General features: G+C 59.9%; 19 protein-coding genes. 7 read left to right on the top strand and 12 right to left on the bottom strand.

Annotated features, from left to right (window positions below; genetic code table 11):
* The first annotated feature begins 75 nt into the window (after positions 1-75).
* The 4 genes from ACCD02_RS12910 (at position 76) to ACCD02_RS12895 (ending at position 3,739) form a co-directional block, all read left to right on the top strand.
* Complete coding sequence (locus ACCD02_RS12910) at positions 76-1,224, top strand: serine hydrolase domain-containing protein (RefSeq protein WP_413302030.1); 1,149 nt, start codon at positions 76-78, stop codon at positions 1,222-1,224.
* Positions 1,225-1,380: 156 nt separating this feature from the next.
* Positions 1,381-2,490, top strand: coding sequence for an OmpA family protein (locus ACCD02_RS12905; RefSeq protein ID WP_413302027.1), 1,110 nt, complete (start codon positions 1,381-1,383; stop codon positions 2,488-2,490).
* A gap of 32 nt (positions 2,491-2,522) precedes the next feature.
* On the top strand, positions 2,523-3,170 hold the full coding sequence (gene pdxH, locus ACCD02_RS12900) for a pyridoxamine 5'-phosphate oxidase (protein ID WP_413302024.1): 648 nt from the start codon (positions 2,523-2,525) through the stop codon (positions 3,168-3,170).
* Positions 3,171-3,274: 104 nt separating this feature from the next.
* Positions 3,275-3,739 carry a glycine zipper domain-containing protein gene (locus ACCD02_RS12895; protein ID WP_413302022.1) on the top strand — a complete coding sequence of 155 codons (465 nt, stop codon included), beginning with the start codon at positions 3,275-3,277 and terminating at the stop codon, positions 3,737-3,739.
* A 112-nt stretch (positions 3,740-3,851) separates the two neighbouring features.
* On the opposite strand, the gene nhaA is transcribed toward ACCD02_RS12895, so the two are convergent.
* The 4 genes from nhaA to ACCD02_RS12875 all read right to left on the bottom strand — a co-directional run bounded on the left by nhaA (position 3,852) and on the right by ACCD02_RS12875 (position 8,527).
* Complete coding sequence (nhaA, locus tag ACCD02_RS12890) at positions 3,852-5,030, bottom strand: Na+/H+ antiporter NhaA (RefSeq protein WP_413302019.1); 1,179 nt, start codon at positions 5,028-5,030, stop codon at positions 3,852-3,854.
* Positions 5,031-5,285: 255 nt separating this feature from the next.
* The gene (locus ACCD02_RS12885) at positions 5,286-6,905 is read right to left on the bottom strand and encodes an NAD(P)/FAD-dependent oxidoreductase (RefSeq protein ID WP_413302018.1); all 1,620 of its coding nucleotides are present in this window, start codon (positions 6,903-6,905) and stop codon (positions 5,286-5,288) included.
* A 153-nt stretch (positions 6,906-7,058) separates the two neighbouring features.
* Positions 7,059-7,748, bottom strand: coding sequence for a COG3650 family protein (locus tag ACCD02_RS12880; RefSeq protein WP_413302015.1), 690 nt, complete (start codon positions 7,746-7,748; stop codon positions 7,059-7,061).
* A 179-nt stretch (positions 7,749-7,927) separates the two neighbouring features.
* Positions 7,928-8,527 (bottom strand): short chain dehydrogenase, encoded by a 600-nt coding sequence (locus ACCD02_RS12875; protein WP_413302012.1) that lies wholly within the window; start codon positions 8,525-8,527, stop codon positions 7,928-7,930.
* Between the two features lie 106 nt (positions 8,528-8,633).
* Here ACCD02_RS12875 and ACCD02_RS12870 point away from each other — a divergent pair, with 106 nt between their 5' ends.
* Positions 8,634-9,569, top strand: coding sequence for a LysR family transcriptional regulator (locus tag ACCD02_RS12870; protein WP_413302009.1), 936 nt, complete (start codon positions 8,634-8,636; stop codon positions 9,567-9,569).
* Positions 9,570-9,617: 48 nt separating this feature from the next.
* Here ACCD02_RS12870 and ACCD02_RS12865 read toward each other — a convergent pair whose 3' ends face one another.
* From ACCD02_RS12865 to ACCD02_RS12845, 5 genes are all read right to left on the bottom strand, one after another.
* Positions 9,618-10,319, bottom strand: coding sequence for an ABC transporter ATP-binding protein (locus ACCD02_RS12865; RefSeq protein ID WP_259098998.1), 702 nt, complete (start codon positions 10,317-10,319; stop codon positions 9,618-9,620).
* Positions 10,320-11,087, bottom strand: a complete 768-nt coding sequence (livG, locus tag ACCD02_RS12860; RefSeq protein ID WP_413302006.1) for a high-affinity branched-chain amino acid ABC transporter ATP-binding protein LivG — start codon at positions 11,085-11,087, stop codon at positions 10,320-10,322. It lies immediately after the preceding gene.
* Positions 11,084-12,340, bottom strand: coding sequence for a high-affinity branched-chain amino acid ABC transporter permease LivM (locus ACCD02_RS12855; protein WP_413302003.1), 1,257 nt, complete (start codon positions 12,338-12,340; stop codon positions 11,084-11,086). Before ACCD02_RS12855 ends, livG begins: the two co-directional genes overlap by 4 nt.
* Positions 12,337-13,266 (bottom strand): high-affinity branched-chain amino acid ABC transporter permease LivH, encoded by a 930-nt coding sequence (gene livH / locus ACCD02_RS12850; RefSeq protein ID WP_413302000.1) that lies wholly within the window; start codon positions 13,264-13,266, stop codon positions 12,337-12,339. Before livH ends, ACCD02_RS12855 begins: the two co-directional genes overlap by 4 nt.
* 216 nt (positions 13,267-13,482) lie before the next feature.
* Positions 13,483-14,610, bottom strand: coding sequence for a branched-chain amino acid ABC transporter substrate-binding protein (locus tag ACCD02_RS12845; protein WP_413301998.1), 1,128 nt, complete (start codon positions 14,608-14,610; stop codon positions 13,483-13,485).
* A 332-nt stretch (positions 14,611-14,942) separates the two neighbouring features.
* On the opposite strand from ACCD02_RS12845, the gene ACCD02_RS12840 reads away from it, so the two are divergent.
* Positions 14,943-15,248: a DUF2288 domain-containing protein gene (locus ACCD02_RS12840; protein ID WP_413301995.1), complete on the top strand. Its 306-nt coding sequence runs from the start codon at positions 14,943-14,945 to the stop codon at positions 15,246-15,248.
* Positions 15,249-15,433: 185 nt separating this feature from the next.
* On the opposite strand, the gene ACCD02_RS12835 is transcribed toward ACCD02_RS12840, so the two are convergent.
* Both ACCD02_RS12835 and ACCD02_RS12830 read right to left on the bottom strand, forming a co-directional pair.
* Positions 15,434-17,527, bottom strand: a complete 2,094-nt coding sequence (locus ACCD02_RS12835) for a hypothetical protein (protein WP_413302457.1) — start codon at positions 17,525-17,527, stop codon at positions 15,434-15,436.
* A 285-nt stretch (positions 17,528-17,812) separates the two neighbouring features.
* Complete coding sequence (locus ACCD02_RS12830; RefSeq protein WP_413301992.1) at positions 17,813-18,007, bottom strand: hypothetical protein; 195 nt, start codon at positions 18,005-18,007, stop codon at positions 17,813-17,815.
* 234 nt (positions 18,008-18,241) lie between these two features.
* Here ACCD02_RS12830 and ACCD02_RS12825 point away from each other — a divergent pair, with 234 nt between their 5' ends.
* Positions 18,242-19,621 carry a spinster family MFS transporter gene (locus ACCD02_RS12825; protein ID WP_413301989.1) on the top strand — a complete coding sequence of 460 codons (1,380 nt, stop codon included), beginning with the start codon at positions 18,242-18,244 and terminating at the stop codon, positions 19,619-19,621.
* A 118-nt stretch (positions 19,622-19,739) separates the two neighbouring features.
* Here the strand turns inward: ACCD02_RS12825 and rapA are convergent, their stop codons facing one another.
* Entirely contained in the window at positions 19,740-22,586 is a 2,847-nt protein-coding gene (rapA, locus tag ACCD02_RS12820) for an RNA polymerase-associated protein RapA (RefSeq protein ID WP_413301987.1), read from the bottom strand.
* Positions 22,587-22,659 lie beyond the last annotated feature (73 nt).

Here is a 22,659-nt window from a genome sequence, read left to right as displayed (position 1 = left end):
TTCCCAAAGGGGCGTTTCACTGGAACAATGCACGCCACTTTTTGTTTGTGCACCCGCCGTCAGGAGAACCCGCGAATGCAGATCCAAGGTCATTTCGAGCTGCAATTCGAAGCTGTTCGCGAAGCGTTCGCCGCGCTTTTCGATGACCCTCAGGAGCGCGGGCTGGCCTTGTGTATTCAGGTGGGCGGGCAGACGGTGGTCGACCTGTGGGCCGGCACTGCCGACAAGGACGGAACTGAGGTCTGGCACAGCGATACCATCGCCAATCTGTTTTCCTGTACCAAAACTTTTACTGCCGTTGCCGCCCTGCAACTGGTCGGCGAGGGCAAGCTGCACCTCGACGAACCGGTAGCCAGGCTATGGCCGGAGTTCGCGGCGGCGGGCAAGCAAGGCATTACCCTGCGCCATCTACTGTGCCATCAGGCCGGTCTGCCGGCCTTGCACGAACTGCTGCCCGCCGAAGCCCTGTATGACTGGAACGCCATGACCGCCGCCCTGGCTGCCGAGACGCCGTGGTGGACGCCCGGTCAGGGCCATGGCTATGCCGCCATCACTTACGGCTGGCTGGTCGGGGAAATGATTCGCCGGGCTGATGGCCGCGGGCCGGGTGAGTCCATTGCTGCGCGGATTGCCCGGCCCTTGGGTCTGGATTTCCATGTCGGCCTGGCCGATGAGGAGTTTCATCGGGTCGCCCATATCGCTCGCAGCAAGGGCAATGCCGGTGATGAAGCGGCACAGCGCCTGCTGCAGACCACCATGCGTGAGCCGAACTCCATGACCGCCCGGGCCTTTACCAATCCGCCGTCGATCATGACCAGCACCAACAAGCCGGAATGGCGACGCATGCAACAGCCAGCTGCCAATGGTCATGGCAATGCCCGCAGTCTGGCCGGTTTTTACGCCGGCCTGCTCGAAGGCAGCCTTCTGGAAGCCGAGTTGCTCAACGAACTGACCCGCACCCACAGCCAGGGCGATGACCTGACTCTCCTGACCCAGACCCGCTTTGGCCTGGGTTGCATGCTCGATCAGCCGGACGTCGTCAATGCCACCTATGGTCTGGGCCCCAAGGCTTTCGGTCATCCTGGCGCGGGCGGGTCCATCGGCTTTGCCGACCCTGAGCGTGAGGTCGCTTTTGGCTTTGTCACCAACACCCTCGGCCCTTATGTGCTGATGGATCCGCGGGCGCAAAAGCTGGCGCGCGTCCTGGGTGAGTGTTTGCAATAAGTATTCATCATAAGTACTTGTTTCATACCGATTGTCAGTTAATACCCTGTTACAGGAACCGTGTGACGGTTTCCCTTTCCAAGAGTCTGTTTATGCGTGTTATACGGGCTCTCTGCCGTTTCCTTTATTCGCTTACCATTTTTTGCGGGTCACCCCATGTCACTCAATAAAAGCCTTGCCATCGCCTTTTGCCTCGCCACTGCTGCGGGGTGTGCGCAAACTCCTCAGAAGGACGTTGCTGACGACACCGGCCATAGCTGGTGGTCGTTTGGCAGCTCCGACACCAAGCCTGCCACAGCCCAGCAAGTCGCCACGTCGGCTGACAAGGCTGATACGGCGGATGTGAAGCACTGGTATTGGCCGTTCGGCTCGGATGGCGCCGCTGCCAAGGCCGACGCCCCGGCCCAGCCAGCAGTCGCAGCCAAGCCAGCCGCACCTGCTGCGGTAGCCAAGGCTGACAGCGATAGCAAGTGGTGGTGGCCGTTTGGTAGCGACGCCAAGCAGGCCGATCAGCCCAAGGCGGCGGCAGTGGTCATCGACCCCAAGGTGACCAAGGCCTGGCTCGATGATTACGAACCGCGTCTGCGTGTGGCGATCAAGGACAGCCCGTTCGAACTCGAGCGCCGCGACGATCTGTTGGTCATCACCGCGCCTATCGACAGCTCCTTCAACCCGAACCGCCCGGCCCTGTTGCTGCCGGTAACCCTGGGTCCGATTACCCGCCTGGCCAAGCTGGTCGAAGGTGATCCAAAAACCGCAGTATTGGTACTGGGGCACGGCGATGCTGTCGGCGGCGCAGACCTCAACCAGCAGATCAGCCAGCAGCGCGCCCAGTCCGTAGCGGCAATCTTCCGTCTCAGCGGCCTGGAGCGTAATCGCCTGAGCCTGCGCGGCATGGGGTCGGCGATGCCCCGTGCAGCCAATGACAGCGTACAGGGCCGTGCGCTGAACCGTCGCATTGAGATATTCATGACGCCGCAGAACACTATGGCGGTGCTGATGGCCAAATACGAGATTCCCCAGGCGCCGACCCTGGCTGCTGTACAAAGCACCCAGGCCGCGCCAGCCGCTGCCGCTGCTCCAGTGGCCGCCAAGCCAGCGGTAAAAGCGCCGGCCAAGGCTGCGACCGACAAGAAAGCAGCACCGTCTACCGCCAAGGCACCTGCAACCAAGAAGGCTGCTCCGGCCAAGAAAGCCGCCCCCGCCAAAGCCGCTCCTGCCAAGACGGCAAAGAAGGCGACCGGCGATCAGGCCAGCAGCAACTGACCACGGATACTTTTAACGAAGGATAGGACGTCATGACCCAACCCCTGGCCGATATGCGCCGTGATTATGCTCGCGATGGTCTGGCAGAAGCACAGGCGCCGGACGAGCCGTTTGCGCTGTTCCATCGCTGGTTCGACGAAGCGGTGCAGACCGAGCAGAAGCCGGTGGAAGCCAACGCAATGACGTTGGCGACAGTCGACCAGGCTGGTCGTCCGCACTGTCGGGTATTGCTGCTCAAGGGGCTGGATGCGCAGGGCTTTACGTTTTTCACCAACTACGACAGCGCCAAGGGTGAACAACTGATCGCCAACCCGTTCGCCGCCATGACGTTCTTCTGGCCGACTCTGGAGCGCCAGGTTCGTATCGAGGGGCGGGTGGTCAAGGTCTCACCTGAAGAGTCCGACGCCTACTACCAGGTCCGTCCGCTGGGCAGTCGCCTGGGGGCATGGGCCTCGCCCCAGAGCCAGGTGATCGCCGATCGTGAGGAACTGGAAAGCCTGCTCAAGGACACCCAGGCACGCTTCAGTGACAGCCAGCCGCACTGCCCGGAGCACTGGGGGGGCTATCGCCTGCTGCCGGAGCGTATCGAGTTCTGGCAGGGCCGTCCGAGCCGCCTGCATGACCGTTTGAACTATCGTTTGCAGGGCGACAGCTGGCTGCGTGAGCGGCTTGCACCTTGAGCCGCTGTATATCGGCTGAATAAACATTAATTAAAGATAGAGAGGCGTGACAGTGTTCAGGACGCGGAGTCTAATGGGCATCTGTTCACCCTGGAGGTATCTATATGCGCAAGTCTGCTTTGCTGGCTGCTTCATTCACTGCGATGGTGATGGCGCTCAGCGGCTGTACTTCGAGTCTGACCGGCGATTCGTATTCCCGCGATGAAGCGCGGGCTGTACAAACCGTTCGTCTGGGAACCATTGAGTCGCTGCGCCCGGTGAAGATTGAAGGCACCAAGACGCCAATCGGTGCCGGTGCCGGTGCGATTGTCGGTGGTGTCGGCGGCAGCGCCGTCGGCGGCGGTCGCGGCAGTATCGTCATGGCTGTAGTCGGCGCAGTGGCCGGCGGCCTGTTGGGTTCGATGACCGAAGAAGGTCTGACCCGTACCCAGGGTGTCGAGATCACTGTTCGTGAGGATGACGGCAGCATGCGTGCCTATGTGCAGCAGGTTCAGGAAAACGAGATTTTCCGGGTCGGCGAACGCGTACGCATCATGACCCTCAACGGCACCAGCCGCGTCACTCATTGAGTATTAAAGCCAGCCCATAAAAAATCCCGGTCCAGAGGCCGGGATTTTTTTTGCCAATTGAAATCGCATGCCGAACCATTTGCAGGAGCCGGCTCCTGCGGATCGGGTCGTATCAGGGATGAGGTTTTCGGCTAAAAAACGCCATTACCCCATAGCCGATAAACGCCGACAGAATCGACCCCGTCAGAATCCCCATGCGGTCTTCACCGGCAAACTCGCTGATCCCCGGTACATAGGCCAGGGAGCCGACGAACAGGCTCATGGTGAAACCGATGCCACACAGAATGGCGACGCCGAACACCTGGCCCCAGCCCGCGCCGATCGGCAGTGTGGCCATGCGGCATTTGACTGCCAGCCAGGTCAGGCCGAAGACTCCAACGGTCTTGCCGAGCAACAGGCCCAAAGCGATGCCAAAAGGTACGGGATGAATAAAGTTATCCAGCGTCACGTCTTTGAGCGATACCCCGGCATTGGCGAAGGCAAACAGCGGCAGAATGGCGTAGGCCACCCAAGGGTGCAGGGAATGTTCCAGGGTAAGCGCCGGTGAGGCTTCCTCGTGGCGCGTACGCAGAGGAATGCAGAACGCCAGAATGACGCCCGCCAATGTCGCATGTACGCCGCTCTTGAGCACGCATACCCAGAGCACCAGACCGATCAGCAGGTACGGCGCCAGCTTCACCACGCCCAGGCGATTCATGGCGATCAGGGTGATGATCGACGCCGCCGCCAGCGTCAGCGCCATGCCTGACAGGTCGCTGGAGTAGAAGACCGCGATAACGATGATCGCACCCAGGTCATCGATGATCGCCAGGGTCATCAGGAACAGTTTCAGCGACACCGGTACGCGCTTGCCGAGCAGCGCCAGTACGCCGAGGGCGAAGGCGATATCGGTGGCCATGGGAATCGCCCAGCCGGTCATGGCTGCCGGGCTGTCGTAATTGAGTGCGGTAAAGACCAACGCCGGGATCACCATCCCGCCAATGGCCGCCGCACCTGGCAGGATGATCTGTGAGAGTTTCGACAGATGGCCTTCCAGAACCTCACGCTTGACCTCCAGGCCAATGATCAGGAAGAACAGCGCCATCAGGCCGTCGTTGATCCATAGCAGCAGGGGCTTGGCGATCTTTACGGCGCCGAACTGGGCGACGACCGGGATTTCCAGAAAAGCGTTGTACGCGCCGGACAGTGGCGAATTATTGATGATCAGGGCCAGGACGGCAGCGGCGATCAGCAACAGGCCACTGGCGGCCTCCAGCTGAAAAAAACGGGTAAACGTGCTACGCAGAGGCAAAGGGTGCGCTCCATATTCATGCAAAAGGTCTGTCACCCTAACCTGTGAATCAGGTTTATAAAACAAAAGTTATATTCTTTTTTGTTCTAAGAGAGCGAGCGTACTTGGCAGGAATGCATGTCTGTCAGCTATGTAACTTGGCGTTGCAGGAATCGTCTGTTTTTATTGTAGGACGTTTCTTTTTGTCTCGAAAATAAAGGGCTGGAGGCTGCAATCATTGCGATTCACAACAGCCGCCAACCCTCGATTATCAGGCTAAGCCTCTGAGCTTTCGATGCCCAGCATGCTCCGGGCCAGGGCTTCGGCAATGCGAATGCCGTCGACCCCGGCGGAAAGAATCCCACCGGCATACCCTGCGCCTTCACCGGCGGGGAACAGACCCTTGACGTTGAGGCTCTGCATATCGGCACCGCGGGTGATGCGCAGCGGCGAAGAGGTACGGGTTTCGATGCCGGTCAGCACGGCGTCGTGCAGGTCGAAGCCCTTGATCTGCTTGCCGAACGCAGGCAAGGCTTCGCGCAGGGCTTCGATAGCATAGGCGGGCAGGGCGTCGGCCAGGTCGACCAGCTTCACGCCGGGCTTGTAGGACGGTTCGACGCTGCCCAGGGCCGGCGATACCTTGCCCGCAATGAAGTCGCCCACCAATTGGGCGGGCGCCTCGTAGGTACTGCCGCCGAGCAGGTAGGCGTGGGACTCCAGGCGCTCCTGCAACTCGATCCCGGCCAGCGGACCGCCCGGATAGTCTTGCGGGGTGATGCCCACGACGATGCCGGAGTTGGCATTGCGCTCGTTGCGCGAGTACTGGCTCATGCCATTGGTCACGACGCGGTTGACCTCGGAGGTCGCCGCGACCACGGTGCCTCCCGGGCACATGCAGAAGCTGTAGACCGAACGACCGTTCTTCGCGTGATGCACCAGTTTGTAATCGGCGGCCCCGAGTTTCGGATGCCCGGCGTATTTGCCCAGGCGTGCCTGATCGATCAGCGACTGTGGGTGTTCGATACGGAATCCCACCGAAAATGGCTTGGCCTCCATGTACACGCCGCGGCTATGGAGCATGCGGAAGGTGTCCCGGGCGCTGTGGCCCAGGGCCATGATCACGTGGCGGGACTCAATGTGTTCGCCGCTGTCCAGCACTACACCGTGCATCTGACCGTCGTCGATCAGCACGTCGGTAACCCGCTGCTCAAAACGCACTTCACCACCGAGGGCAATGATCTGCTCGCGCATGTTCGCCACCACGCCGGTCAGGCGGAAGGTGCCGATATGGGGTTTGCTGACGTAAAGGATCTCCTCCGGCGCACCGGCCTTGACGAATTCGTGCAGGACTTTACGACCGTGGAATTGCGGATCCTTGATCTGGCTGTAGAGTTTGCCGTCGGAGAAGGTCCCCGCGCCGCCCTCGCCGAACTGCACATTGGACTCGGGGTTGAGCACGTTCTTGCGCCACAGGCCCCAGGTGTCTTTGGTGCGCTGACGCACTTCCTTGCCGCGCTCGAGGATGATCGGCTTGAAGCCCATCTGTGCCAGCAGCAGGCCGGCGAAAATGCCGCAGGGACCGAAGCCGACAACCAGCGGACGTTCGCTGAGTTCGGCAGGCGCATGACCGACGACTTTGTAGGAGGTATCCGGTGCCGGTCCGACATTACGGTCGTTGCCCAGGCGCTTCAGCACCGCGGCTTCGTCGCGCACCGTGAAATCGATGGTGTAGATGAAGCACAGCTCGGAGGACTTCTTGCGCGCGTCGTAGCTGCGCTTGAACAGGGTGAAGTCCAGCAGGTCGGCGCTGTCGATCCCCAGGCGTTGCACGAGGGCAGGGCGCAGGTCTTCATCCGGGTGATCGATCGGCAGCTTGAGTTCGGTGATTCGTAACATGAAGGGTGTCCAGGTTTCAGGCCGCAGGTGAAGCCCGACAGCACTACGAGAACCGGCGATTATAAGGGTCTTGAGCCGGGCAAGCCATGATCAGCATTGCCGCGCATGCTGAGCGGCCCGGCCATTGGCCGGACCGCCCGAATTGCGCCGGGTTTAATCGTTGCGCATGCCGCCGTAGTAGCCGCAGCCACGCATGACCTGACTATTGATGCGCAGCTCGGCGGTCAGGTGCTGCACAGATCCGTCAGCCGTATCGACGCAGCGCTGTGGTGCGACCCACAACTCGATGCGCTGCTCATTGGCTTCGCTGCTGACACTGAAGCGGCCTTCAGGCAGTTGCTCTTCCACATAAGGAAGGGCCAGGGGGGCTTTGCCCGGGCGCTCCAGGACCATGCCCTTGTTGCTGACGCTGATGGTCCACTTTGGCGAATTACCGTTGACGTGCAGGGTCAGGAACTTGAAGTTGGGATCGGCGCAGGCGGCCGGGTCGGCACGCTCTACGCGATACAGCTGATACAGGCTCAACTGGCCATCGCTGCCAGCGGCCTTGCCAGCGACGAAGTTGCCGCGCAGGTCGGCGAACAAGGTGTTCTGGTTATTGGCCAGGCTCGCGCCTTCCTGCAGGACGCCCGTATTGCCGCTGTCCTGCACCACATAACGGCGCTGCTCACCGCAGGGCTGGAAGATCAGTTTGCCACCTTCGCCGCTCAACGCACCCTGCATACGGATCATGCCGGCCTTGGAAACGGTCGGGGTGTCGGAAGAGGATGAGCTGGCCAGCATCTGGCAGCCGGTGAACAGCGGCAGCAGGGCAAACAACAGGACGGAACGGGGAGCAAACATGTGGCGGTCTCCAGACAAGTGCCGCCACGTTACTCAGGCTGTCGTGCCATCACAAGGGGTAAACCGGGATTGTGCGGCTGTGTGGGACCGGCTCTAGCCGGGAAAGCTGCGTTGCAAACGATATATATGTAATGAATGCACCGACCTCTTCCCGGCTCAAGCCGGTCCCACAGGAGGCGTTAACCGACGCGGTAAGTCTGGCCGGTCTGCAGCCCTTCGACGCTCTTGGCGTAAGCCAGGGCAACGTCTGCCGCAGGTACCGGCTTGAAGCCGCGGAAATAAGGCGCGTAGCTGTCCATGGCCTCGACCAATACGGTGGGGCTGATGGAGTTGACGCGCAGGCCCCGTGGCAGTTCGATGGCGGCAGCACGGACAAAGGCGTCGATGGCGCCGTTGACCAGGCTGGCCGAGGTCCCGCTACGGATCGGGTCGTGGGCGAGCACGCCGGTCGTGAAGGTGAATGAAGCGCCATCGTTGGCGAACTCGCGACCGATCAGCAGCAGATTGACCTGACCCATCAGCTTGTCCTGCAAGCCCAGGTCAAAATCGGCACTGTTCATTTCGCCCAGAGCCTTGAAGGTCACGTTGCCGGCGGCGCAGACCAGGGCATCGAATTTGCCGGTCTGTTCGAACAGTTTGCGGATCGAGTCGCGATCGCTGATATCGACGTGAAAATCGCCGCTGGTGCGACCAATGCGGACCACGTCGTGACGCTTGGCCAGTTCGCTGGCGACTGCCGAACCGATGGTGCCGCCAGCGCCGATCAATAGAATCTTCATATTGTGCTCCTGTGCAAAGAAAGAACGTGGGAGGAGTTTAGGGCGCTTTTTTACCGTCGATAAAGGTGCTAATAGGTAACCTTTGGTTCTCTAAAGGAAACAGTCGATGAGCGAGATCGAGGATCTTGCCGCTTTCGCGGTGTTGATCGAGTCCGGCAGTTTCACCGCTGCGGCAGCCCGGCTGGGGTGCAGCAAGGGCAGCCTGTCCAAGCGCATCAGTCACTTGGAGCAGGTTTACTCGGTGTTGCTGCTGCACCGCAGTACCCGCAGCCTTAACCTGACTGCGGCCGGCGCGGCGCTGTTGCCCCAGGCGCAGGCGCTTTTGGCCAACCTTGAGCGGGCACGGGATATCGTCGCTCTGATGCGCGATGAAATGGTCGGACAGGTGCGCCTGACGGTGCCGGTGTCTCTGGGCGAAACCTTTTTCGACGGTTTGTTGAGTGAGTTTGCCGAGGAGTACCCGCAGGTCAGTGTTGAGCTGGAGCTGAGCAATAATTTCCATGATCTGCGCCGTGATGGCTTCGACATGGCCATCCGTTCACATGTGGCCAGTGATGAGCGCCTGGTGTCGCGGCCATTGCTGGCGATGCAGGAACTGACCTGTGCCAGTACGGGCTATCTGGATGCCCATGGCTGGCCGCAGACGCCACAGGAACTGGTCAGCCATCGCTGCCTGCTCAACAGCCATTACAGTGGCCGTCATCAGTGGCTTTATCACCAACAGCACGAACTGACCCGGGTGCAGGTCAATGGCACCTTTGCCAGTAATCACTATGGTTTGCTGAAGAAAGCGGCGCTGGTCGGCGCCGGGATTGCTCGCCTGCCATCCTATATGGTCCATCGCGAAATCACCGACGGGCGCCTGCACTGGTTGTTGCGCGACTATCACACCAGTGTCACGCCGCTGTTGCTGGTACACCCCTATGAAAACGAACTGCCCAAGCGCATGCAGGTGTTGATCGACTATCTGTGCCGCTGGTTTGAGCGCAGCGGCGCGGCACTTGAACGACTCGAAAATTCAGGCAAAAAAAACGGCCCGTAGGCCGTTTTTCCACTGGCACCCAATCAAGGTGCCATTCCCCCCTACGCTTCAACCGCCCAGATAGGCGTCGCGTACTTTCGGGTCCACCAACAGTTCTTCCCCGGTGCCTTGCATGACCACGCGACCGTTTTCCAGGACGTAGGCGCGATCGGCGATTTTCAGGGCCTGATTGGCGTTTTGCTCTACAAGGAACACCGTCACTCCATCACGCCGCAGCTGTTCGACGATCTCGAAGATCTGCTGAATGATGATCGGCGCCAAGCCCAGCGAGGGCTCGTCCAGCAGCAATAGCTTGGGCTTGCTCATCAGCGCCCTGCCAATGGCAAGCATCTGCTGTTCACCGCCGGACATAGTGCCGCCGCGTTGCGTGAAGCGTTCCTTGAGGCGAGGGAACAGTTGCAGGACTTTGTCCATTTGTTCCTGATAATCACCTTTTTCCGTGAAAAAGCCACCCATTGCCAGGTTTTCTTCCACGGTCAGGCGAGCGAACACCCGGCGGCCTTCCGGCACGACCGCGATGCTCTTGCGCATGATCACCGATGACTCCTGCCCCACGAGTTCTTCGCCCATGTAGCGAATGCTGCCGCTGTGCGCCCTTGGCGAGCCGCACAGGGTCATCAGCAGGGTAGATTTGCCTGCACCGTTGGCGCCGATCAGGGTGACGATCTCACCCTGACGGACATCGACGTTGACGCTGTGCAGCGCCTGGATCTTGCCATAGAAGGTGGAAACGTTTTCGAATTGCAGCATTTACGCTTCCCCCAGGTAGGCTTTGATCACTTCAGGATTGTCGCGGATCTGTTCCGGCGTACCGTCGGCCAGGGGCGTGCCCTGGTTGATCACGACGATGTGGTCGGAAATGCTCATGACCAGTTTCATGTCGTGCTCGATCAGCAGAACGGTTGCGTTGTGCTCGTTGCGCAACACGCCAATCAGGGCCTTGAGGTCCTCGGTTTCCCGTGGGTTCAGACCGGCAGCCGGTTCGTCGAGCATGAGGATGCGCGGGCGCGTCATCATGCAACGGGCGATTTCCAGGCGGCGCTGCTGACCGTAGGCCAGGGTACCGGCTGGACGGTTGGCGAATTCCTTGAGATTGACCGCTTCGAGCCAGTGCTCGGCGTAATCCATGGCCTCGCGCTCGCTGCGACGGAACGCCGGCGTCTTGAACAGACCTGCCAGGAAGTTGGTGTTCAGGTGCCGGTGTTGGGCGACCAGCAGGTTTTCCACTGCGGTCATTTCCTTGAACAGGCGCACGTTCTGGAAGGTGCGGACCACACCTTTACGGGCGATTTCGTGCCCGGCCAGACCCTGGATCGGCTCGCCGTCGAGCAGGATGGTGCCTGCCGTTGGCTTGTAGAAACCGGTCAGGCAGTTGAAAACGGTGGTCTTGCCGGCGCCGTTGGGGCCGATCATGGACACCACCTGTTTCTCGTTGACGGTCAGACCGACACCGTTGACGGCCAGCAGGCCGCCGAAGCGCATGCTCAAGCCTGTGGCTTGCAGAAGTGGGCGGCTCATTTGCGCAGCTCCATGTGGGGGCGTTGCATAGGCAGCAGACCTTGAGGACGCCAGATCATCATCAGCACCATCAGGGCACCGAACATCAACATGCGGTATTCACTGAAATCACGCATCAATTCAGGCAGCAGGATCATCACCACGGCAGCGAGAATGACGCCCAACTGCGAGCCCATGCCACCCAGCACGACGATGGCGAGGATGATCGCCGACTCGATGAAGGTGAAGGACTCCGGCGTCACCAGACCCTGGCGGGCGGCGAAGAAGCTACCGGCGAAACCGGCGAACGCAGCCCCCAGGGTGAAGGCCGACAGCTTGATTACGGTCGGATTCAGGCCCAGGGCGCGGCAGGCAATTTCGTCTTCCCGCAGCGCTTCCCAGGCACGCCCGATCGGCATGCGCAGCAGGCGGTTGATCACGAACAGTGCGGCCAGGGCCAGCAGCAGGGCCACCAGGTAAAGGAAGATCACCTTGTTGATCGAGTTGTATTCGAGGCCGAAGAACTCGTGGAAGGTGCGCATCCCTTCGGCAGCCTTGCGTTCGAACGACAGGCCGAACAGGGTCGGTTTCTCGATGTTGCTGATGCCATTGGGACCGCCGGTGAGGTCGGTCATGTTGCGCAGCAGCAGGCGAATGATTTCACCGAAACCCAGGGTCACGATGGCCAGATAGTCGCCGCGCAGGCGCAGCACCGGGAAGCCCAGCAGGAAGCCGAACAGCGCTGCCATCAGGCCGGCGATGGGCAGGCAGATCCAGAAGCCCAGGCCGTAGTAGTGCGAGAGCAGGGCGTAGCTGTAGGCGCCAACCGCGTAGAAGCCGACATAACCCAGGTCCAGCAGGCCTGCCAGGCCGACCACAATGTTCAGGCCCAGTCCGAGCATCACGTAGATCAACACCAGGGTGGCGATGTCCACCGCGCCGCGGGAGCCAAAGAATGGCCAGACCAGGGCGACCATGATCAGTGCCAGGATAATCCAGCGCTGGGTGCTCGGCAGGGTCAGGAAGTTACTGGCCTTGGCCGGGATCAGAGGTCCGCTGCTCTTGTTGCGCCACAGGCCGCTGATTTCATCGTGGAACAGCACACGAATGAACATCGCTGCCGCACAGGCAAAAATGATGCTCATGGTGGTCTGGCTGGCGCCGAGAACGGCCAGTTTGACGCCGACAATCTCCAGTTTCAGGCCGAAGATCGGGTAGGCCACGGCCAGCACCAGCAGGGCGCTGAAAAACGCCGATTTGAGTTTCTTGGTCATACTTTTTCAACCTCCGGGCGGCCAAGCAGGCCGGTCGGCCGGAACAACAACACCAATACGAGCAGGCCAAACGCAACCACGTCCTTGTACTGGTCACCGAACACGTCGGCGCCGAAGGCTTCGGCTACACCCAGTACCAGACCGCCAAGCATCGCCCCCGGAATACTGCCGATACCACCCAGTACTGCGGCGGTGAAGGCCTTGATACCGACCAGGAAGCCGGCATTGGGGTTGATCACCCCGTATTGCATGCTCAGCAATACCGCAGCCACGGCCGCGAGGGCGGCACCGATGACGAAGGTCAGGGCAATGATGTTGTTGGTGTTGATACCCAGCAGGTTGGCCATCTTGATGTCTTCGGCACAGGCGCGGCAGGCGCGACCCAGACGAGAACGGGAGATGAACCAGGTCAGGCCGAGCATGGCGACCAGGGTGACGATGAAGATCAGGATCTGCATGTAGGAGATCACGACTTCATGGGTACTGCCTGGACCGAACACGAAGCTGCCGGGAATCAGGTTGGGAATCGACTTGTCCTTGGAGTCCTGCGCCAGCAAGACGCTGTTCTGCAGGAAGATCGACATGCCGATGGCGGAAATCAGTGGGATCAGGCGGTTGCTGCCACGCAGCGGACGGTAGGCCACGCGTTCGATGGCATAACCGTAGGCGCTGGTCACCACGATACTGGCGACGAAAGCAGCGGTAATCAGTAGCGGCAGATTGTCGAGGCCCATCATGCTCAGCCCCGCCAGGGCGATGAACGCCACGTAGGAACCGATCATGTACACCTCGCCGTGGGCGAAGTTGATCATGCCGATGATGCCGTAGACCATGGTGTAGCCAATGGCGATCAGGGCATAGGTACTGCCGATGGTCAATCCGTTAACCAGTTGTTGGAAAAAGTGATAGATGTCTATCTCGGGCATTACAGCGCTCCTAAAAACCTGCTCGGTGTTTCACTGGTGAAGTCGTTTCTGCTCGCGTGCCGTGATCTGTGTCCACGTTTGACACGAGCCCAGTGATTCACTGGTAACGGTTTCAAGATGTTCAAAGGCTCATGGATTCTTGTGAAACCCGCCAGCCTCGTAAAACAAAGCCCACTGCGGTTGCAGTGGGCTTTGGGTTCAACGCGAGGCGTGTGATTACTTCACAGGCGCTTCAGTCTTGGTGCCATCTTTGTGCCAGGTGTAGACGACGAATTTGAAGTCTTTCAGGTCACCCTTGGCGTCAAACGACAGGTTGCCAGTCGGGGTCTTGAAGGTACCGGCGCGGATAGCGTCAGACACTTTGGTGGTGTCTTCGGACTTCGCAGTCTTGATGGCGTCGGCGATGACTTCAACCGCAGCGTAGGCCGGGAACACGAACGGACCGCTCGGGTCTTCTTTCTTCGCTTTGAATGCATCTACCAGAGCTTTGTTCTCTGGTTCCTGGTCGAACGAGGCAGGCAGGGTTACCAGCAGGCCTTCGGAAGCATCCTGGGCAATCTGCGAGATGGAGGCGTTACCCACGCCTTCTGGACCCATGAAACCAGCGGTCAGGCCTTTTTCCTTGGCTTGACGCAGGATCAGGCCCAGCTCCGGGTGGTAGCCGCCGTAGTAGACGAAGTCGACCCCGGCCTGTTTCATTTTGGTGATCAGCGAGGAGAAGTCCTTGTCGCCGGCGTTGATGCCTTCAAACAGGGCGACTTTTACGCCGTCTTTTTCCAGGGTCTGCTTGACGGCGGTGGCGATGCCTTCACCGTACTGCTGTTTGTCGTGGATAACGGCAACGATTTTCGGTTTGACTTGTTTGGCAATGTAGTTGCCAGCAGCCGGGCCCTGGGCGCTGTCCAGGCCGATGGTGCGGAACACCATCTTGTAGCCACGAGCGGTGATTTCCGGGCTGGTGGCAGCCGGGGTCACCATGATGACTTTTTCGTCTTCGTAAATGTCGGAAGCCGGTTGGGTGGAGCTGGAGCACAGGTGGCCGACCACAAACTTGACGCCGTCGTTGACCACTTTGTTGGCGACCGCTACCGCTTGTTTCGGATCGCAGGCGTCGTCGTATTCAACGGCTTCGAGTTTCTTGCCATCCACGCCGCCTTTGGCGTTGATTTGCTCGATGGCCATTTTCGCGCCACTGAACTGCATGTCGCCGTACTGGGCAACTGCGCCGGTTTTAGGGCCGGCGATGCCGATCTTGATGGTGTCTGCTGCGAACGAATGGCTGGCAACCCCCGCCAGAACCAGTGCGGCAAACAACTTGGAAATCTGCTTAGAACCCTTAGTCATGATGCTCCACTCTTGCGTTGTAGTTTTTATAATCCTGACGGCCAAAAAGCTGCAGGACCGGATTGAGTAATCCAGGTCATACCCCACCTGCAACTGTACCGGCACAGTTTAGAGTGCCGGTCCGGCGCTTGGAAAGCTGGCTGCGGGGGGGCAAACCTATCGATGTCGCTTAATTGAAAGAAAGTTACAGAATCAAGTCGATTGATCGATGAACTCAGTCCTCAAATCTCCCTGCCTGTCCGAAACTTCCCTGCAATCATTCATTTGAATCTGGGTTTGTCTGAAGAAAGCGCGGCGCTATCATTGCGCCGATTTTCTTTTTGGTGAAACCCATGACGCAAGAACCTAGCACCCTCTATGCCAAACTGCTCGGTGAGACCGCCTCTATCCCCTGGACAGAATTGCAACCATTCTTTGCCAAGGGTGCCCTGTTGTGGGTCGAGGAGTCCCTGGATCTGGTCGCCGTAGCGCACGCCATCGCGCAAAATGAGGCGGATAAGGTGGCGACGTGGATGGCCAGTGGTGAACTCGGCAAGGTGGCTGAGTCGAGGGCTGTGGAGCTGGTAGAACGCAATCAGTCGCTCTGGGCGGTAGTAGTGGCACCTTGGGTGCTGGTCCAGGATAGGGCGAAGGTCTGACTTATTGCTCTTTTTTGGTGCGCCGAGGTCGGTCGAGTGAGTAGGTCGGTAACCGTCGGATTTCTGTCGTAGAGAAAAACCCCACACCGAAGCATGATCCTGTCATGACTGTGGGACCGGCTTTAGCCGGGAAGGCGCCTTCCCGGCAAAAGTCGGTCCCACAGGTGGTTCGCAGAAAATCGCGATTAGTACGCCGTCTTGCCCGTATGGTTATTCAGCGAAATGACCCGGGTCTTGCCAATGCGGTGACGATAGATCTCGCGCAGGTACTTGATAGCCTTCTTCACGCTGTCGCGGGAGATACGGATATCGTTGATCGAGACGAACTTGGATTTGTCCTCTATCAGCTCGCGGTATTTCTTCTCATACATCGGTTTGATCGCGTACCAGTTGGTATCGAGGATCTTGGCCGGGTTTTCGTATTCGTTGAGCAGCTCGTCGATACGGCCTTCGTCGAATTCATCGCTGACGATGAAATCGAGGATGGCGTTGTCCAGCGTGTCGTCGAAGCGGAACTGATTGCGGGCGAAGCAGCGCTTGATGAAGGCTACGATCAGCGTCAGGAAATCGTCCGACAGGCAAGGGCTCTTGGCGATCAGGGTGGTCAGGGACAGGTTCGCCGAGGCGCCGATCACCAGTGCATAGCGCTTGAGCGTGGTGTTGGGGAACAGGCTGTTGAGGTGGGTCTTGAGCCGGTTCAGGTCCATGTAGGACAGCTTGTAGTCCTTGGGCAGCGAGACGATGGAGACCACCGACGAGCAGTTCTTGAAGAAGTGCAGGTCGTGCAGGGCTGCGGCGTCATAGCCGGAGGTCTTGTACTGATCCAGAGCGGCGCGGTAGCGCTTGGACTCGATCGGCAGCAGGCTGATGCCTTCGATGGCCTGGGTGACCTTGTTGAAGTGCGGCAGGTCGATGGAGCGGAAGAACAGATCGTCGATATTCAGGCGCGGCGGTTCCTTCTCGAATACCTTGAACTTGTCCGAACCCGGTGCCGGTTGTTCCGGCACCACGGATTCGGCGTAGGCGCAGGCCACCGGGCCGGCCAGGCTCATGAACAGGTCGTTGGCATCCAGGCGAATCGTCTCGCCGATGTCGATACCGGCACGACGGAAATAATTCTGGTCGTAGTCGGTGGTGACGGCCTGGGCTGTCAGAATGTTGAAAATCTGTTGCGAGATGTATTGGTTAGCGTGACGCTCCATGGCGTTGACGTCGATATTCTCGATGCCGCTGTCATCGCTCTGTTCGGCGTAACGCATGATGTCGTTGGAGATCAGCATCATGGCGTTCCATGGGCGGATACGACCCATGACACTGGCTTCGCTGCTGTCTTCGTTTTCGAAGTTGTAGGAGAAGTCCCATTCTTCAGCCAGATATTTGCAGAGCAGTCGACCGGCGTTGATGTGCAGGGCTTCCGACATTTCGCTGCGATGGTCGGAAATATTCGGCAGTACGCAAATGCCACTGGTGAAGATCGGTTCGAAAACAAACGAGCGACCGCGCTTGCTGTCGTTCTCGCTGGCCGGTTTGGTATCGAACGTCTTGTTCATGTACGAGTACTGCTGCGCCAGGCCGAATTCCGAGGCCATGCCCGAACCGGTACCGCCACCGGCGCTGAAGATATAGAAGTACAGGCGCGACTGGTTGGCTTTGATGCCGCAGGAGTCGATCAGGTACGAGTGGATCAGTTTCCAGTCGGCGCTGGAGAAGTTCTGGGTGTCCTTGTTGAGGATGATCTTGGCCAGGTACTGACCCAGGATCGGCGCGTTACCCGCACCACCGGCATGGACCTCGGACAGGTCCATGATCTTCATTTTGCTGTAGTCGTTGATGAAGCCGCTTTTCTCGCCTTTGCGTGAGAAGCGGATACGTCCGGCAATGTCCTTGTCCAGGTCGCCCAGCATCACCAGAGGCTCGACCAGGAACACCGGCTTGGCGGCCTTGCTCTGCACCAGGCGCAGGTTGTTGCGGATCCAGTTGGCCGGGCTGTAGCTCTTGTCAGCGGCCAGGCGGTCTTCGTTATTGAACTGATTCAGATAGAACTTGCGCGCGTTGTACACCAGTTCGGCAACATCCAGCGCAATGTTCGACCCGCAACGGCCGAGGCCGATCAGGCACACCGACGGAAATTGCTGATCACGACGCATCTGATCATCTTCGATATGCGCCGGTGACGGTGGGAACACAATATCGCGCAGGCCGTCGAGGTTATCGAGGATGCGGTCGGTGTCCGTCTCGGTGAAATACATGTACGGCTGGGCCGGGATGTACTGCTGCATCGGAATGGGTTGAGCACGATAGTAGGCTTGCGGGGCCACGGCCTTTTCTGTCGTAACGCCGACCTGGGTTTCGGAATCCGAATCAGTTGCTGTGTTTTTATTGGTCATCGTGCGCCATATACCTGGAAGGATGGCGGTTCCAGTGCATGTCACCGAGCCATCACAGAAAAAGAAATTACGACTTTACAGTGCGCTTTTTGCTTGGGCGATAGGGCTTTGCCCTACTCATGACTAAGGCTTTTTCCCCAGTCGTCTGATGGCAGATCGGCTTGGGGCCGACAATCTTTAATCTTTTAACCGATGAATGGTTTGCCTGTGAATTGACCAGGGGGGAGAAACATGATTTGTGTCAGTATTTTCGCCGTCTGACACCTGCTGTGGCAGCGCTTCGGTAATGACCGGTTTGCGTTGATTGAGCTCCTGCATCAGTGGGCACAGTCGCTCCATCGGCATGGGTTTGCTGAACAGATAGCCTTGCATCTACTCGCAACCGCCGCTGCTGGAGGCAGCGCTGAGATGGGTCAAACCTGATGATCCGTTGAATTCAATGATTTCGCAGTGGCTGCAAGGCTGTCCATTCCCGGGCGGCTTAAGTCGTGCCGCCGTATTTATTGCTCGATCTGATACCTGCTCCATGGCTTTACGAATGTTTACAGACAATCCGGCCAGAGCCTCCTAGGCTGCGCAATAACAATAAAAATGAGATTGCCTCCCATGCCCAGTCCTCTCGCGGATCAAGCCACCCAGGCAGACAACGCCTGGCGCGTGCTGTTTCTGTTGTTTCTCGCCAACCTGTTCAACTTCTTTGACCGCACCATCCCGGCCATCATCATTGAGCCGATCCGCATGGAGTGGCACCTGAGCGACTTTCAGCTCGGTATCATCGGTACGGCTTTTACCCTGGTCTATGCCATCGCCGGCTTACCCCTTGGGCGTATTGCCGATAACGGTTCCCGTCGGGCCCTGATGGGTTGGGGCCTTGCGGTATGGAGCGGGTTGACGGCGATCAATGGTCTGATGACCAGCTTCTGGAGCTTCCTGATCGTGCGCATGGGTGTCGGCGTCGGTGAGGCCAGCTACGCGCCCGCCGCCAACTCGCTGATCGGCGATCTATTCCCGGCGCACAAGCGCTCCCGGGCCATGGGCATCTTCATGTTGGGTCTGCCGCTGGGGCTGCTTTTGGCCTATTTCACCATCGGCGCCATGGTCAAGGCGTTCGACAGTTGGCGCGCGCCGTTCTTTATTGCAGCGGTGCCGGGCCTGGTGCTGGCGGTGTTCATGTTCTTCATTCGCGAGCCCAGGCGCGGCGCTGCCGAGAGCGTGCAGATGTCGGTGGAGAAAATCGATCGGCCGATCCGCAAGGTGCTGTCGGTACCGACCTTTGGCTGGCTGGTACTGGCCGGTCTGGCCTTCAATTTCGCCACCTACGCCACTAACTCATTCATGGTGCCGATGTTGCAGCGCTACTTTCTGTTGTCATTGCAGAATGCTGCCATGGCTACCGGGCTGATTGTCGGGGTGACCGGTCTGGTCGGTTTGACCCTGGGCGGCTGGGTCGCGGACAAGGTGCATCAGCGCCGGGCCAATGGCCGTCTGCTGCTGGCCGCGTTCAGCATGCTGATCGCCACCCTGACCACCGGCTATGCCCTGCATGCCGGGCGTATCGAAATCGGCGTATTCGTCGGTGTGTTCAGCATCGGCTGGCTGTTCTCTTACAACTTCTATACCTGTGTCTACACCGCCATTCAGGACGTCGTGCAGCCGCGCCTGCGGGCCACGGCCATGGCGCTGTTCTTTGCCGGGTTGTATCTGCTGGGGGGCGGGTTAGGGCCGGTGGTGGTTGGTCTGCTGTCGGATCACTTCGCCCATGCGGCGATGGCGGCTGCCGGTGCCGAGCAGATGACCGAGGCGTTCAAGGCCGTGGGCCTGCACGACGCCATGTACCTGATCCCGGTGGCGATATTTATGTGTTTGCTGTTTCTGCTGCAGGCTTCACGGTGTTTCAGTCGCGATGCCGAGCGGATGAGGGCGGGGATGGTGGCGGATGCGCCGGTTGCGCAAAGCGATGTGGGCGCTGTACTAACAGGGGACTGACGCAATTGTGGGAGCGGATTCATCCGCGAAGATGGCATTCCAGACGACAGTATTGCATCGAATGTACCGGCCTCTTCGCGAATGAATTCGCTCCCACAGGGTTTGTCGAAGGTCTCAGTCAACCAGCGACCAGCACCCGAATCGCTTCCAGACGCAACGCGGCCTTTTCCAGCATGGCCAGGCCTTGTTCGCGTTGGGCGCGCAAGGCGCTCAGTTCGCTGTCACGTACGGTCGGGTTGACCGCTTGCAGGGCGGTCAGGCGCGCCAGTTCTTCTTCGGTGTCGGCGGCCAGGCGACGCTGGGCTTCGGCGACACGCTCGGCGTGCCTGGGCGCGATCTTGGCTTCACCGGCGTTGATCTTCGGCGTCAGCACATCACGCTGGGCCTGGATGAACTTGTTGGCGCTGGCCCGTGGCACGCTTTCCAGCTGGTCGTTCAAGGTGGCGAACGAGACACGGGAAGACAGATCGTTGCCATTGGCATCGAGCAGGCAGCGCAGGGCCGCCGGCGGCAGGTAGCGGCCCAGTTGCAGGGCGCGCGGGGCAACCACTTCGCTGACGTAGAGCAGCTCCAGCAAAACGGTACCGGGCTTGAGGGCCTTGTTCTTGATCAGCGCCACGGCGGTGTTGCCCATGGAGCCCGACAGCACCAGATCCATGCCGCCCTGGACCATTGGGTGCTCCCAGGTGATGAACTGCATGTCTTCGCGGGTCAGTGCTTGGTTGCGGTCGTAGGTGATGGTCACGCCTTCGTCGTCGCCCAGGGGGAAGCTGGCATCGAGCATCTTCTCGCTTGGCTTGAGGATCAGGGCGTTTTCCGAATGGTCCTCGCTGTCGATGCCGAAGGCGTCGAACAGGGTTTCCATGTAGATCGGCAGGGTGAACTGGTCGTCCTGCTCGAGAATCGCCTCCACCAACGCTTCACCCTCACCGGCACCGCCGGAGTTGAGTTCCAGCAGGCGGTCGCGACCGGTATGCAGTTCGCTTTCCAGGCGCTCGCGCTCGCTGCGTGCTTCGTCGATCAGGACGTTCCAGTCATCGTCATCGCCGCCTTCGAGCAGCGGCAGCAGGCGCGGGCCGAACTGATGCTGCAGGGCGTTGCCGGTCGGGCAGGTATTGAGGAAGGCGTTCAGCGCCTGGTGATACCACTGGAACAGACGCTCTTGCGGGCTGGTTTCCAGGTAAGGCACGTGCAATTCGATGATGTGTTTCTGGCCGATCCGGTCCAGACGGCCAATGCGCTGTTCCAGCAGGTCCGGGTGCGCAGGCAGGTCGAACAGCACCAGGTGATGGGAGAACTGGAAGTTGCGGCCTTCACTGCCGATTTCCGAGCAGATCAGTACCTGGGCGCCGAATTCTTCGTCAGCGAAGTAAGCGGCGGCGCGGTCGCGTTCGAGGATGTTCATGCCCTCATGGAACACCGTGGCCGGGATGCCGGAGCGCACGCGCAGGGCGTCTTCCAGGTCCATGGCGGTTTCGGCGTGGGCACAGATGACTAGGACCTTGACCCGCTTGAGCATCTTCAGGGTATCGATCAGCCAGTCGACGCGCGGGTCGAAGCGCCACCAGCGCTGATCGTCCTCGACGTCGGGCTGGGCCTGGAAGCTGACTTCCGGGTACAGGTCGGCATGCTCGCCCACTGGCAACTCCAGGTATTCAGCCGGGCAGGGCAGCGGGTATGGGTGCAGCTTGCGCTCCGGGAAACCCTGCACGGCGGCGCGGGTGTTGCGGAACAGCACGCGGCCGGTGCCGTGGCGGTCGAGCAGCTCGCGAATCAGGCGCGGGCCTGCTTCCTTGTCGCCATCATTGATGGCGGTGAGCAGGGCCTCGCCCTCGCTGCCGAGGAAGTTCTGAATGGTCTTGTGCGCCTTGGGCGACAGGCGACCCTGGTCCAGCAGCTCCTGCACGGCTTCGGCCACCGGGCGATAGTTCTCGCTCTCGGCGCGGAAGGCTTTCAGGTCGTGGAAACGGTTGGGGTCGAGCAGGCGCAGACGGGCGAAGTGGCTGTCCTGCCCCAGCTGTTCCGGGGTCGCGGTCAGCAGCAACACGCCGGGAATGACTTCAGCAAGCTGTTCGACCAGGGCGTATTCAGGACTGACCTGATCCTCGTGCCAGACCAGGTGATGGGCCTCGTCTACCACCAGCAGATCCCAGCCCGCGGCGAACAGGGCGTCCTGGGCTTTCCCGTCTTCGACCAGCCATTCCAGGGCGACCAGGGCCAGTTGGGTGTCTTCGAACGGGTTGCTGGCGTCGCTCTCGATGAAGCGTTCGGAGTCGAACAGCGCTACCTGCAGGTTGAAACGTCGGCGCATTTCCACCAGCCACTGGTGCTGCAGGTTCTCCGGAACCAGTATCAGTACGCGATTGGCGCGGCCTGACAGCAGTTGGCGATGGATCACCAGACCGGCTTCGATGGTTTTGCCCAGGCCGACTTCGTCCGCCAGCAGAACCCGCGGCGCGATGCGGTCGGCGACTTCACGGGCAATGTGCAATTGGTGGGCGATAGGTTGAGCACGCACGCCACCCAGGCCCCATAGCGACGATTGCAGCTGGCGGCTGGTGTGTTCCAGGGTGTTGTAGCGCAGCGAGAACCAGGCCAGGGGGTCGATCTGCCCGGCGAACAGGCGGTCGGTGGCCAGACGGAACTGGATGAAATTCGACAGTTGCGTCTCCGGCAGGGTCACCGGCTGGTTCTGCGCGTTGAGGCCGTGATAGACCAGCAGGCCGTCGATATCCTCGACTTCGCGCACGGTCATCTTCCAGTTCTCGAAGTGCGTGATCACGTCGCCCGGCGAGAAACGCACCCGCGTCAGCGGCGCGTTGCGCAGCGCGTACTGGCGCGTGTCGCCAGTGGCCGGATAGAGCACGGTCAACAAGCGGCCGTCCTGTGCCAGAACGGTGCCTAAACCCAGCTCGGCTTCGCTGTCACTAATCCAGCGTTGCCCCGGTTGATACTGCTGCGCCATGCTGCCTGTCTCCGCCTGAAAAAGCCGACTATGTTAACGGATGCAGCCCTCCAGGCCAAAGGCGCATTGAGAA

This window comes from Pseudomonas sp. Pseusp88, from assembly GCF_047303955.1.
Lineage (GTDB): Bacteria > Pseudomonadota > Gammaproteobacteria > Pseudomonadales > Pseudomonadaceae > Aquipseudomonas.
This window is presented reverse-complemented; position numbering and strand designations above follow the sequence as displayed.